The following is a 12,995-nucleotide window of genomic DNA, read 5'->3' as shown; positions in this document are numbered from 1 at the left end:
TTCCTCCCTCAGGACTTCTTTTCGGTGTCGGCGTCGGCGGCCTTCACCGCCTCTTCCTCGAAACGCTTGCGCCAGGAGCCGATGACGGACCCGTCATAGAGCGAGGGGTCCTGCAGCGTCTTGATCGCGTCTTGCGGCTCGGAAGCGTGGCGACCATTCTGCGGGCCCTTCTTCACGGGGCGGCCGGCGGCGAGATCGTCGAGCAGCTTCTCGAAGTTTTCGGTGGTCAGGTCTTCATAGTAATCGTCGTTGATCTGCACCATCGGCGCGTTGCAGCACGCGCCCAAGCACTCGACCTCGAGCCAGGAGAAGATGCCATCGTCGCTCACATGGCCCTGCTCGCCGACGCGGGCTTCCAGCACCTTCTTGATGTCGCCCGCGCCACGAAGCTGGCAGGGCGTGGTGCCGCAGAACTGGATGAAATACTTGCCGACCGGGGCGAGGTTGAACATCGTGTAGAAGGTCGCCACCTCCATCACGCGGATCGGCGGCATGTCGAGCCGCGCGGCGACCACCTCGATGGCCTTCTGCGGCAACCAGCCGTCATGCTGTTCCTGCACGCGCCAGAGCAGCGGAATCACCGCCGAAGCCTGACGGCCCGGCGGGTACTTGGCGATCTGCGCTTGCGCAAAGGCTTCGGTTTCAGGCGTGAACGCGAAGCTTTTGGGCTGCAATTCCTCAGGAGCGACCTTACGAACAGCCATCTCTTACCTCTGTATCAAGCAACGGCAGAGTTCATCGAACCCTGCTGCCGCCCAATCTTCCTAATGACGAACTTCCAGCTCAGAACACTGCCTGCGGCCACAAAAACCGGAGCAAAAACGAACAGAAGCCCAAGGAACGCCAAGCCAGCCCCCGGGTCGGTTCCCGGACTCTCAGGCTCGGAGCCATCAATAAAGAAATACGTGACAAGCCATGCGACGAACCCGCTCGCAAAGAGCGACGCTACGATTGTAGCACCGAATGCGACACCTCTCGCGGCTGTCACGATCACGCTCACCGATCGACCTCGCCGAACACGATGTCGAGCGTACCTAGAATGCACGAGACGTCGGCCAGCATGTGCCCACGGCACATGAAGTCCATCGCCTGCAGGTGCGCGAACCCCGGAGCGCGGATCTTGCAGCGATACGGCTTGTTGGAGCCGTCCGACACGAGATAGACGCCGAACTCGCCCTTCGGAGCCTCGACGGCAGCGTAGACCTCGCCCGCCGGCACATGGAAGCCTTCCGTGTAGAGCTTGAAGTGGTGGATCAGCGCTTCCATCGAGCGCTTCATGTCCTTGCGCGAGGGCGCCGCAACCTTGCCGTCGAGCGTGCGCACGGGCCCCTTCCCGTCAGGCTGACGGAGCTTGGCGACGCACTGCTTCATGATGCGGACCGACTGGCGCATCTCTTCCATGCGGATCACCTGACGGTCGTAGCTGTCGCCGTTCTTGCCGACGGGAATGTCGAAATCCATTTCCTCGTAGCACTCGTAGGGCTGCGACTTGCGCAGGTCCCACGGCGCGCCGGAGCCGCGCACCATGACGCCCGAGAAGCCCCATTTCCAGCATTCGTCGAGCGTCACCACGCCGATATCGACGTTACGCTGCTTGAAGATGCGGTTGTCCATCACGAGGGCGTCGAGGTCGTCCACGACCTTCAGGAACGGGTCGCAGAAGGCTTCGATGTCGTCGATGAGCTCGGGCGTGATGTCCATGTTCACGCCGCCGGGACGGAAATAGTTGGCGTGCATGCGCGCGCCGGAAGCGCGCTCGTAGAACACCATCAGCTTTTCGCGTTCCTCGAAGCCCCAGAGCGGCGGCGTGAGCGCGCCCACGTCCATCGCCTGCGTCGTCACGTTGAGCAGGTGCGAGAGAAGACGCCCGATTTCCGAGAACAGCACGCGGATGAGCTGCGCGCGGCGCGGCACTTCGATGCCGAGAAGCCGCTCGGCCGCAAGGCAGAACGCATGTTCCTGGTTCATCGGCGCGACGTAATCGAGCCGGTCGAAATAAGGTGTCGCCTGCGTGTAGGTCTTGTACTCGATCAGCTTCTCGGTGCCGCGATGAAGCAGGCCGATATGCGGATCGACACGCTCGACCACCTCACCGTCCAGCTCCAGCACGAGGCGCAGCACGCCGTGCGCCGCCGGATGCTGCGGGCCGAAGTTGATCGAGAAGTTGCGGATATTATGCTCGCCCATTGGATCGCCCTCTCCGCTTTACGCCTTCGCCTTCTCGTCGCCCGGGAGCACGTAGTCCGTGCCCTCCCACGGCGAGAGGAAGTCGAAGTTGCGGAATTCCTGGTTCAGCTTCACCGGCTCATAGACCACGCGCGCCTGGGCATCATCGTAGCGAACCTCGACAAAGCCGGTGAGCGGGAAGTCCTTGCGGAGCGGGAAGCCCTCGAAGCCGTAATCGGTGAGAAGACGGCGCAGATCCGGATGGCCGGAGAAGAGGATGCCGTAGAGGTCATAAGCCTCGCGCTCGAACCAGTTGGCGGAGGGGAACACACCGATGATCGAGGGAACAGGCGTCACCTCGTCGGTTGCGACCTTCACGCGGATGCGCTGGTTATGGCGCGGCGACAGCAGGTGATAGACCACATCGAAGCGCATTTCGCGCCCCGGATAATCCGCCCCGCACAAGTCGATGAAGCTGACGAAGAGACACTTCGAATCGTCACGCAGGAACTCGATGGTTTTGACGATATCCTGTCCGCCGACGCCGATGGTCAGTTCGCCATAGGCGATGGCCTGCTCCTTCACCGTTCCGCCAAGGGAGGCGGCGATGTGGTCGCTCAGGGCCTGAAGCTCCGCGCTCATGCGATAACCTTTTTCGTTCAGCGCTCGATAGTGCCGGTGCGGCGGATCTTCTTCTGCAGAAGCAGGATGCCGTAAAGCAGCGCTTCAGCAGTGGGAGGACAGCCGGGAACGTAGATGTCGACGGGCACGATGCGGTCGCAGCCGCGCACCACCGAATAGGAATAGTGATAGTACCCGCCGCCATTGGCGCAGGAACCCATCGAGATGACGTAGCGCGGCTCGGGCATCTGGTCGTAGACCTTGCGGAGCGCGGGGGCCATCTTGTTGGTGAGCGTGCCGGCGACGATCATCACGTCGGACTGGCGCGGGCTGGCGCGGGGTGCGAAACCGAAACGCTCCACGTCGAAGCGCGGCATGGAAGCCTGCATCATTTCCACGGCGCAGCAAGCGAGGCCGAAGGTCATCCACATCAGCGAGCCGGTGCGGGCCCAGTTGATGAGATCCTCCGTCGAGGTGACGAGGAAACCCTTGTCGGCCAGCTCATCCTTGATCGAACCGAAGAACGGATCGTTCGCCCCGACGGGCTGCCCCGTCGCCGGATCGAGCGCCCCGACGGGGGCCGGAGCGATGAGGGTCGAATTGGTATTCGTGATCAATCCCATTCCAAAGCTCCCTTCTTCCATTCGTAAACGAAGCCGACGGTCAGCACCCCGAGGAAGATCATCATGGAGATGAAGCCGAACCACCCGAGACCGCCGAACGTGATCGCCCAGGGAAAGAGGAAGGCCACTTCAAGGTCGAAGATGATGAAAAGGATGGAGACGAGATAGAATCGCACATCGAATTTCATGCGCGCATCGTCGAAGGCGTTGAAGCCGCACTCGTAGGCCGACAGCTTCTCCGTGTCGGGGCGGCTATAGGCAACGATGAAGGGGGCAACGAGCAGCGCCAGACCGATCACCAGCGAAACGCCGATAAAGATGACCAGAGGCAGGTAGTCCGCGAGAAGATTCGTCATGCGACACCTAAGGGAAACGGGCAGGTTCCAAAACCCGCCTCAACTCCTGGATTTAATCGGAATAGCGCCTTGTGACAGGCCCTGCGACAAACCACGAATTGTGGCCGGACGCTTAACCGAGATCCCCTTCCCTGACAAGTGTTTGCCGCACTGCGGAAAGAACGTTTCTAAAGTACTCTACCGCCTTTTTTTGCCCCCTGCGGAGCCCCGAACAGCCCTCCTGAAGTGCCAAAAACGACCGCCCCAGCCTGCAGCCGGGCCGAATAGCGGCAAGGGATTGGAAATCCCGGCTGCAAGCCCGGGTGGGGCATAGAGGGGCATTCCGGCAATGCAATTGAAAGGCCAGAAAAACATCTGCCATGCGCGGCAGGAATGCCTCACTGCCGCAGGCGTTCCGGCAAAAACGCTTCGCCCTGTCACGAAGAGCAGCGGTTAATCATGAACGAATTATCTTGGGAGCAAGGCGACTCTGGCCGCGTGGCAGTTTTCAAAACTGCTGATGAGTGGCGCGGGCGACGGGGCTCGAACCCGCGACCTCCGGCGTGACAGGCCGGCACTCTAACCAACTGAGCTACGCCCGCGCAACTGACCGCCGAAGCGGTGTGGGGCGGGGTTTAAGGGCGCCCCCCGGCGGTGTCAAGCGCCTCGGGATTTTAATTTGAAGAATGTTGACGGCGGCAATGAAAAAGGGGCGAAAAAGCAGCAAACGAGCAACCTGAGAAAGAAACCCGACCTGAGACTTGAGAAAGCTAGCTAGCGAAGCGGCAGAGGCGGCACGTCACTCGAACTACGAATCTCACGAGGCCGTGTTAGTTGGGCGGTCATAGCCTCGTTTCCGACGACCTTGGCTGCCGTTAACTTTCACCGGACGAGAATACGCACAGAACCGCTTGGCCTAGCGCTATCGAACTGCCTGTCCCAGCGCTTCATCGATTGCGGTCGCCCCCTGACGCCTCGCCAATCGCTTGCCCAGCTCTGTCGCCGGACTGTCGACGAACCGTGTAAAGGCTGCAGCAGCCGTAAATATTGCTGCGAAGGTGACAATAGCAGAGCCGCCCACCGCTATCGGATAAGACACTCCTAAATTCAAAAGCGCCCCGACGACGGCAAAGCCAAGCGAACAAATGATTGGCCAATGGAGGAGGTACAGTCCGAAAGAAATTTTTCCCGTATAAACAAGAATCGGCCTTTCCAACCAAGCTGAAGCACGCGCGGATGTCACCACACCAGCCAGAAGGCACAAGGCACCGATCGAATAGGAAACTTGCATCTTTGTGGCGTTTAACCAACCAATCGACGGCACAATGCCGGCAAACCATTCAAGTCGCGGCGAATAATCGAAAGCGCCAAGGAAAATGCCAAAAGCGATAAGTATGCCTCCCGCAATTTCCAATCTTCCAAGGTATCGCTTGCTGTAGTGGACAAGGCTGCCTGCAAAAAACGTCATATAATAAATCGCCATATCCGAGGATGGGAACAAGGCGACGACTCCGGCAATAAAGAATGCAGCGGCGAGATAGGGCCTTCGGTTTCCCGCAAGGGCGTAAGCTGCAAAGAGCATAAACGAGGCGATGATCTCGATCTTGATGGTCCAAAGGGGAACATTGATAGACACCTCCCCCAGCAGAGGAGCACCAATCGCCCCCGTCCAGATCGCTGAAAGCAGCGGTACGGGCTTCGAGTAGATATCCGTCAACCACGGCGCAGCTCCGATCGACCGCGCCATCCAGGTTGACATGGCTCCCGATGCAATCAACGCCCAGGTAACAAGCACAGAGACTAATACGGGAATTACAATTCTCGGGTAACGCTTGAGGGCAGCGGACCTTAAGGCCTCATATCGACCTGTGTAGATAAAGGATGCGCTCAAAACATATCCGCTGAGAGCGAAGAAGATGCAAACCGGAAAGGTGCCATTAAAAAGCAGAGTGAAGGGGAATGCGCCGAAAAATCCCTCCCAATCGTAGCGCTGGGTGACCGGTCGTGTCGTGAAATCGTGGCCATTCCAGAGGAAATTCCCGACAAACGGGAAGAACGATATAAGGTAGTGGGACAGTGCCACATTAAGGGAAGCCAACCCCCTGATTGCCTCTAGAGATTCGTTCTTCTGAGGGGCTGAAATCCCGATCATAATGCGCGAGAACTGCTTGCTTTTCAGAGGGTGAAGGTGGGCGGGGCAAACCCGTGACCTCCGGCGTGACAGGCTGGCACTCTAACCAACTGAGCTACGCCCGCGCAACTGACCGCCCAAGCGGTGTGAGGCGTTTAAGGACGCCCCTCCAGCAGTGTCAAGCCTCTGAAATTTAATTTGCCGATTGTTTGTCGAACACGGCAGGGTAAGCCGAAAAATGGCGAAAACAGGCCCTTCTGCCGGCGCATCGAACCGGCATTAGAAAGGCCTTCCATCACGGAGCGAGCGAAGGGCCAGCTTTCTCGCCGCGAACCTCCTCCGAGGTGGCGCCCCAGAGTCGGAAAAACGGAATCGAGACAAGACAGGCGCTGGAGACGAAAACCACACCGACCAGGAAGATGGACACCGTCAGGGCCTCCGATTCGCAAAGGATAGAATACGACTAACGAAACTCAGTTGCATTGCAACATTGTTTGGCGGAGCTGCCGCCGAAGCGCAACCGAATTCTGCGGCAATGGTTAGCCTTAGAAGGCTGCGCGGAGCTTGCCGGGGCTCGGGGCCTCCGGTTGCAACATGTAACGAATTGCTGCCGCTACTCGCATAAATCCCATAATTCGCGGCAGACACGCTTCCCGCGACGGTCACGGCCAGGGCTCCCACCGCCCCGCGAATGCCGTTGGCACCGGCGCCGGTGGCCGAGAGAGATCCCAACGTCTCGATCATGAGAAAACGCCTGAGCTGGCGACTGCGGCATGAACGCCCGCAGCCGTCTGCGTGGGTTGCACCGTGGAAATGACTCGGATCGACATCGCGTGGCTCGTCTCGAACTTGAAATCGAACACATGCCACGCGGGCCTTCATGAGGCTCCATGCGAATCTACGGGGCCCAATCCGGGCGGGAATCAAGAGAGACCGACACTCCAGGCCTTCGAAGCGGGAGAGGATACCAAGCGTTTATCGGGGCTGTCTTGAGGTGCGCGGTCGGCGATGACGTGAGTGGCTGCGACGTCACAGGACAAGACAGCGATCGAGCAAGAACGATCCGCATGGGCGCGCGCCCGAAGACACAGGCCGCCCCAACGCTTTAGCGGCTCGATCCCGGCAAACTCGCGGCGGGCCGATCTTTGGGGGGACCAGGTTGAAAGCTTTCGCGTTCGAGAGACGTGTGGCCCGATCAACGCGGCGCGAGTGTAGGCCCCGCATGACCCGTGCGGATCTCATCTGGAGGAAGCCCCCACATCCGAATGAGGGGGATCGAGACGAGGCAGGTCGAGGAAATGAAAACAACGCCGATCAGGAGTACGGACATCTGAAAAATCCTCCACTATGAACAAATCAATACAGGAGCATGGTTAAAGAAAAGTTAATATCGTTACACTGCGACACATCGGAGCATGCCGCATGGCTTGTCGATCAATCGCGCAGAGCGCGTGCAATGTTCAGAAGAGGAGCCGGGATCCGGCTTGAGAAATGGTGGGCGGTGACGGGCTCGAACCGCCGACCCTCTCGGTGTAAACGAGATGCTCTACCAACTGAGCTAACCGCCCTCGCCGCTTTCGACCGAGCGCTCATACGCCGGATCGTGCGGTTGAAGATGCTACGACATAAAAAGAGAAGACCGACAACGCAAGCGCTGCCGGCCCTCGTTAGGCAAAAACGTAATCGAAAAAGAGATTACTTGCCGTTCACGGCGTCCTTCAGGCCCGCGCCAGCGCGGAACTTCGGGGTCTTCGAAGCCGGAACCTTGACCTTCTCGCCGGTGCGCGGGTTGCGCGCTTCGCCAGCGGCGCGGTTCGTCACGACAAAGGTGCCGAAACCAACGATCTTGACCTCGTCGCCCTTCTTCAGAGCGCCGGTGATGGCCTCGATGGCGGCGTCGATGGCTTCGCCAGCCTGACCCTTGGACAAACCGACCTTATCGGCCACGGCAGCAACGAGCTCGCCTTTATTCATATCCTTAACCTCCAATGATCGCGGCAGCTCGGATTGAGTATGCTGGCCGCCGCTTCAGGGATGAACCGTGTGACCTAAAGCCAACCCGCATGCAACCCCTGAAACGGCTAGAATGAGCCATTTTTCGACAGTCCACATCAAAAAGAAGCCCCCGGATTCATCATCCGGGGGCTTTTTCTGAAAATGCCGTAACGGCAACTATCAATGGGCGATCACGCCGACCGATTCGTCGTCGGCAGCGGAGGTCTTCGGAAGCACGCTTCCCTCCTCCCATTCGATCGGTTCAGGCTTGCGGGTCAAGGCGTGCTCGAGAACCTGATCCATGCGCGAGACCGGCACGATTTCGAGGCCGTTCTTCACACTGGCCGGGAGATCGACCAAGTCCTTGGTGTTCTCCTCGGGGATCAGGACCTTCTTCATGCCGCCCCTGAGGGCCGCCAGAAGCTTCTCCTTCAACCCGCCGATGGGCAGCACGCGGCCGCGCAAGGTCACCTCGCCCGTCATCGCGATATCCCGGCGGACCGGAATGCCCGTGATGACGGAGACGATGGCGGTGGCCATCGCGATACCGGCCGAGGGACCATCCTTCGGCGTCGCGCCTTCCGGCACGTGGACGTGAATGTCGCGACGGTCGAACAGCGGAGGCTCGACACCGAAATCGACGGCGCGCGAGCGAACGTAGGACGCCGCCGCGGAAATCGATTCCTTCATCACGTCACGCAGGTTGCCGGTGACGGTCATCTTGCCCTTGCCGGGCATCATGATGCCTTCGATGGTCAGCAACTCGCCGCCCACTTCCGTCCATGCAAGGCCCGTAACGGCACCGACCATGTCCTCGGCTTCCACCTCGCCATAACGGTAGCGCGGCGGTCCTAAGAACTCGGCGATGTTGTCCGGGCTGACCTGAACCTTCTTGACCTTGTTGAGCAAAATCTCCTTCACGGCCTTGCGGGCCAGGTTGGCGACTTCGCGCTCAAGGTTACGCACGCCCGCTTCGCGGGTGTAGCGGCGGATCAGCATCAAGAGACCCTCGTCGGTGATCGACCATTCCTTGTCCGCGAGGCCATGCTTCTTCATGGCCGAGGGGATCAGGTGCGTGCGGGCGATCTCCGCCTTCTCTTCCTCGGTGTAACCCGCGATGCGGATCACTTCCATGCGGTCGAGAAGAGGCGCCGGGATGTTCAGCGTGTTGGCGGTCGTCACGAACATCACGTTCGACAGGTCGTAGTCGACCTCGAGGTAATGATCGTTGAAGGTGTTGTTCTGCTCAGGATCGAGAACCTCGAGCAGAGCCGCCGACGGATCGCCACGGAAGTCCATGCCCATCTTGTCGATCTCATCGAGCAGGATGAGCGGGTTGGACGTCTTCGCCTTGCGCATCGACTGGATGATCTTGCCGGGCATCGAGCCGATATACGTGCGGCGGTGACCGCGGATCTCGGACTCATCGCGAACGCCGCCGAGCGACATGCGCACGAACTCGCGCCCCGTCGCCTTGGCGAGCGACTTGCCGAGCGAGGTCTTGCCGACGCCGGGAGGACCGACGAGGCAGAGGATCGGGCCCGTCAGCTTGTTCGCGCGCTGCTGAACGGCGAGATACTCGACGATGCGTTCCTTGACCTTGTCGAGACCGTAGTGATCCGCATCGAGCAGATCCTGCGCTCCCTTGAGATCCTTGCGCATCTTCGAACGGCGGTTCCACGGAATGCCGAGCAGCCAGTCGAGATAGTTGCGCACGACGGTCGCTTCCGCGGACATCGGCGACATCTGGCGCAGCTTCTTCAGCTCGCCCATCGCCTTCTCGCGGGCTTCCTTCGAGAGCTTGGTCTTCTGGATCTTTTCTTCCAGCTCGGCCAACTCGTCGCGACCTTCGTCGTCGCCGAGCTCCTTCTGGATCGCCTTCATCTGCTCGTTGAGATAGTACTCGCGCTGCGTCTTCTCCATCTGACGCTTCACGCGGGTGCGGATCCGCTTCTCGACCTGCAGGACGGAGATTTCGCTCTCCATCATGCCGAGAACCTTCTCGAGACGACCGGCGACCGTCGGGGTCTCCAGGATAGCCTGCTTGTCCGCGATCTTGATGGCGAGGTGCGAGGCGATGGTGTCGGCGAGCTTCGCGGGTTCATCGAGCTGGGTCACTGCGGAAACGACTTCCGGCGACACCTTCTTGTTGAGCTTCACGTAGTTCTCGAACTCGGACACCACCGAGCGGGCAAGAGCCTCGGCCTCGATTTGATCTCCCATGTCATCGGGGAGAGCTTCGGCCTCGGCTTCGTAGAATTCTTCCGTGCGGGTGTAGTTGCTCACCTTCGCGCGGCTCATGCCTTCGACCAGCACCTTCACGGTGCCGTCGGGCAGCTTCAGGAGTTGAAGCACGTTTGCGAGCGTGCCGATCTTGTAGATCGCCTCCGTTGCCGGATCGTCGTCGGTGGCATCGATCTGCGTCGCAAGCAGGATCGGGCGGTCGGCCTTGACGACCTCTTCCAGCGCCCGAATGGACTTCTCGCGCCCCACGAAGAGCGGCACGATCATATGCGGAAAGACGACAATATCGCGCAACGGCAGGACAGCGTATGTCCCGGTCGAACCCGGAACGATCGGCTGGCGTGGCTTCGATTGTGTCATGAGACTTCCTTTCGACGTCGTCCGCCTGCCCCTCGATTGAGCTGGCCTGCGAACGGGGAACCGGAGCGCTCAGGCTGTGGGATTTGGCTGCGCCCGGACGTGGAACCATCCCTCGAAGGATGAGCGGACGATGTCCACGCGAGTAATGAAGTGGCGTGTCGAACCCAGGCTTTCAAGGCTGGGTCCGGCACGCTTTGCCGCATGTCGGCGTCAGGCGCTGACACTCGCCGTCTGGTCGGCACGGTCGCCGTGGATGAAGAGCGGCTTCGCCTTCCCTTCCACGACTTCGGGGCCGATGACCACCTGCTCCACCGAGTCGAGGCCCGGCAGGTCGTACATGGTCTCGAGCAGGATGCCCTCCATGATCGAACGCAGGCCGCGCGCGCCGGTTCTGCGCTCGATGGCCTTGCGGGCAATGAGGGAAAGGGCCTCGTCCTGGAAGGTGAGCTGCACGTTCTCCATCTCGAAGAGACGTTGATACTGCTTGACCAGGGCGTTCTTGGGCTCCTGCAGAATCTTCTTCAGCGCTTCCTCATCAAGATCCTCGAGGGTCGCCAGAACTGGCAGGCGGCCGACGAATTCGGGGATGAGGCCGAACTTCAAGAGATCCTCGGGCTCCACCTCACGGAAGATCTCGCCCGTGCGGCGATCATCCGGCGCCTGCACCGAAGCGCCGAAGCCGATGGAGGTGCCCTTCCCGCGTCCGGAGATGATCCGCTCCAGCCCGGCGAACGCGCCGCCGCAGATGAAGAGGATATTCGTCGTATCCACCTGCAGGAATTCCTGCTGCGGGTGCTTGCGGCCCCCTTGCGGCGGCACGGACGCGACGGTGCCTTCCATGATCTTCAACAGGGCCTGCTGCACGCCCTCGCCCGACACGTCCCGCGTGATCGAGGGGTTGTCGGACTTGCGGGAGATCTTGTCGATCTCGTCGATGTAGACGATGCCGCGCTGCGCCCGCTCGACGTTGTAGTCGGAGGCCTGGAGCAGCTTCAGGATGATATTTTCGACATCCTCGCCCACATAGCCCGCCTCGGTGAGGGTCGTGGCGTCAGCCATCGTGAAGGGCACATCGAGGATGCGGGCAAGGGTCTGCGCGAGCAGGGTCTTGCCCGAACCGGTCGGCCCAATCAGCAGGATGTTGGACTTCGCCAACTCGACGTCGTTGTGCTTCGTCGCGTGGGCGAGGCGCTTGTAGTGGTTGTGGACCGCGACCGAGAGAACCTTCTTCGCGTATTCCTGGCCGATCACGTAATCGTCCAGAACGCGGCTGATTTCCTTCGGGGTCGGCACGCCGTCCCGGGATTTCACGAGCGAGGATTTCGATTCCTCGCGGATGATGTCCATGCAAAGCTCGACGCATTCATCGCAAATGAACACCGTCGGGCCAGCGATCAGCTTACGGACCTCATGCTGGCTCTTGCCGCAGAAGGAGCAGTAAAGCGTGCTCTTGGAGTCGTTGCCGCCAGCCTTGCTCATTTATCACATCTCCAATCAGTGCCCGGACGAAACTTAGCCGACCGTGCACCTCTTAAATGTAGGAGCATCGAAGCTAATGAAAGGTTCCGATGCCGATTCGAGGCCTCACATTTGCGTTGCTTCTCGAATCCCTATGCAAACACGCGAATTGCGCGCGATCAATAGAAACGGGGCCTGACGCTAAAAAGACGCACCGGGCCCACCCTTATCCCCAGTTATTCGGGATAATTCGGACCGGACATCGTCTGCGAGAGGCAGAGACGACCCGGCCCGAATCCTTGAACCTCGCGTGGGCCACCGGCGAGGCGTCCCCGCTTCGCCGGCCCCGCCCCCTTTAGGTCGTCGGCGCGGCCGGCTCAGGCCGCTTGGCGATGACCTGGTCGATGATGCCGAATTCCTTGGCTGCATCGGCGGTCATGAAGTTGTCGCGCTCCAGCGCCCGCTCCACCGCCTCGATGTCCTTGCCGGTGTGGGTCACGTAAATCTCGTTGAGACGGCGCTTGAGGGCTTCGCTCTCGCGGGCGTGGATCATGATGTCCGTCACCTGCCCCTGGTAACCGCCGGAGGGCTGGTGAACCATGATTCGGGCGTTCGGCAGCGCAAAGCGCATGTCCTTCTCGCCGGCGCAGAGCAGCAGCGAGCCCATTGAGGCGGCCTGGCCGACGCAAAGCGTCGAAACCGGGCAACGGATGAATTGCATGGTGTCGTAGATCGACAGGCCCGAGGTCACGACGCCGCCGGGCGAGTTGATGTAGAAGGAGATTTCCTTCTTCGGGTTCTCAGCCTCGAGGAACAGAAGCTGCGCCACGATCAGCGAGGCCGAATAGTCTTCGACCGGACCCGTAAGGAAAATAATCCGCTCACGCAAAAGGCGCGAGTAGATATCGAATGCACGCTCGCCCCGGTTCGACTGCTCGACCACCATCGGCACGAGCGTGCTGTTATAGACCTCTATCGGATCTCTCATCGTCTCACTGCTCCTGAGTCGGCTGCGCGGATGCGCAGCCGAAAGATTAGATGCAAACAGCGAGACGCCTTAAC

9 protein-coding genes, 2 tRNA genes and 2 pseudogenes are annotated in these 12,995 nt (G+C 60.3%); all 13 read right to left on the bottom strand.

Annotation, left to right across the window (positions count from 1 at the left end):
• Positions 1-29: 29 nt before the first annotated feature.
• A pseudogene (nuoE, locus tag DQW91_RS13135) lies at positions 30-704 on the bottom strand (NADH-quinone oxidoreductase subunit NuoE); the annotation flags it as partial.
• Between the two features lie 292 nt (positions 705-996).
• Positions 997-2,187, bottom strand: coding sequence for an NADH-quinone oxidoreductase subunit D (locus tag DQW91_RS13125; RefSeq protein WP_112664095.1), 1,191 nt, complete (start codon positions 2,185-2,187; stop codon positions 997-999).
• Between the two features lie 18 nt (positions 2,188-2,205).
• A complete protein-coding gene (locus DQW91_RS13120; RefSeq protein WP_112664094.1) occupies positions 2,206-2,808 on the bottom strand; it encodes an NADH-quinone oxidoreductase subunit C in 603 nt (200 codons plus the stop codon).
• Positions 2,809-2,825: 17 nt separating this feature from the next.
• Positions 2,826-3,410 carry a NuoB/complex I 20 kDa subunit family protein gene (locus DQW91_RS13115; protein ID WP_112664093.1) on the bottom strand — a complete coding sequence of 195 codons (585 nt, stop codon included), beginning with the start codon at positions 3,408-3,410 and terminating at the stop codon, positions 2,826-2,828.
• Positions 3,401-3,766, bottom strand: a complete 366-nt coding sequence (locus DQW91_RS13110; RefSeq protein WP_112664092.1) for an NADH-quinone oxidoreductase subunit A — start codon at positions 3,764-3,766, stop codon at positions 3,401-3,403. Before DQW91_RS13110 ends, DQW91_RS13115 begins: the two co-directional genes overlap by 10 nt.
• Positions 3,767-4,270: 504 nt before the next feature.
• Positions 4,271-4,347, bottom strand: a tRNA-Asp gene (locus DQW91_RS13105).
• A gap of 320 nt (positions 4,348-4,667) precedes the next feature.
• The gene (locus DQW91_RS13100) at positions 4,668-5,897 is read right to left on the bottom strand and encodes an acyltransferase family protein (protein ID WP_112664091.1); all 1,230 of its coding nucleotides are present in this window, start codon (positions 5,895-5,897) and stop codon (positions 4,668-4,670) included.
• Positions 5,898-7,071: 1,174 nt separating this feature from the next.
• Positions 7,072-7,206, bottom strand: a complete 135-nt coding sequence (locus DQW91_RS17240; protein WP_281024034.1) for a hypothetical protein — start codon at positions 7,204-7,206, stop codon at positions 7,072-7,074.
• Between the two features lie 162 nt (positions 7,207-7,368).
• Positions 7,369-7,444, bottom strand: a tRNA-Val gene (locus tag DQW91_RS13095).
• Positions 7,445-7,571: 127 nt separating this feature from the next.
• Positions 7,572-7,880 (bottom strand): annotated as a pseudogene (locus DQW91_RS13090) (HU family DNA-binding protein); the annotation flags it as partial.
• Between the two features lie 171 nt (positions 7,881-8,051).
• Entirely contained in the window at positions 8,052-10,475 is a 2,424-nt protein-coding gene (gene lon, locus DQW91_RS13085; protein ID WP_112664089.1) for an endopeptidase La, read from the bottom strand.
• A gap of 210 nt (positions 10,476-10,685) precedes the next feature.
• On the bottom strand, positions 10,686-11,954 hold the full coding sequence (clpX, locus tag DQW91_RS13080; RefSeq protein WP_112664088.1) for an ATP-dependent Clp protease ATP-binding subunit ClpX: 1,269 nt from the start codon (positions 11,952-11,954) through the stop codon (positions 10,686-10,688).
• Between the two features lie 334 nt (positions 11,955-12,288).
• Positions 12,289-12,921, bottom strand: a complete 633-nt coding sequence (locus DQW91_RS13075; protein ID WP_112664087.1) for an ATP-dependent Clp protease proteolytic subunit — start codon at positions 12,919-12,921, stop codon at positions 12,289-12,291.
• Positions 12,922-12,995 lie beyond the last annotated feature (74 nt).

The organism is Microvirga flavescens (genome assembly GCF_003290125.1).
Lineage (GTDB): Bacteria > Pseudomonadota > Alphaproteobacteria > Rhizobiales > Beijerinckiaceae > Microvirga > Microvirga flavescens.
Note: the sequence above shows the minus strand (reverse complement) of the source record. Positions and strands in the feature narration are given on the sequence as shown.

Bases quoted from the DNA above. Each gene is read 5' to 3' on its own strand.
- DQW91_RS17240 (WP_281024034.1), bottom strand. From the start codon at position 7,206: ATGTCCGTACTCCTGATCGGCGTTGTTTTCATTTCCTCGACCTGCCTC.
- DQW91_RS13115 (WP_112664093.1), bottom strand. From the start codon at position 3,410: ATGGGATTGATCACGAATACCAATTCGACCCTCATCGCTCCGGCCCCC.
- lon (WP_112664089.1), bottom strand. From the start codon at position 10,475: ATGACACAATCGAAGCCACGCCAGCCGATCGTTCCGGGTTCGACCGGG.
- DQW91_RS13075 (WP_112664087.1), bottom strand. From the start codon at position 12,921: ATGAGAGATCCGATAGAGGTCTATAACAGCACGCTCGTGCCGATGGTG.
- DQW91_RS13125 (WP_112664095.1), bottom strand. From the start codon at position 2,187: ATGGGCGAGCATAATATCCGCAACTTCTCGATCAACTTCGGCCCGCAG.
- DQW91_RS13110 (WP_112664092.1), bottom strand. From the start codon at position 3,766: ATGACGAATCTTCTCGCGGACTACCTGCCTCTGGTCATCTTTATCGGC.
- clpX (WP_112664088.1), bottom strand. From the start codon at position 11,954: ATGAGCAAGGCTGGCGGCAACGACTCCAAGAGCACGCTTTACTGCTCC.
- DQW91_RS13100 (WP_112664091.1), bottom strand. From the start codon at position 5,897: ATGATCGGGATTTCAGCCCCTCAGAAGAACGAATCTCTAGAGGCAATC.
- DQW91_RS13120 (WP_112664094.1), bottom strand. From the start codon at position 2,808: ATGAGCGCGGAGCTTCAGGCCCTGAGCGACCACATCGCCGCCTCCCTT.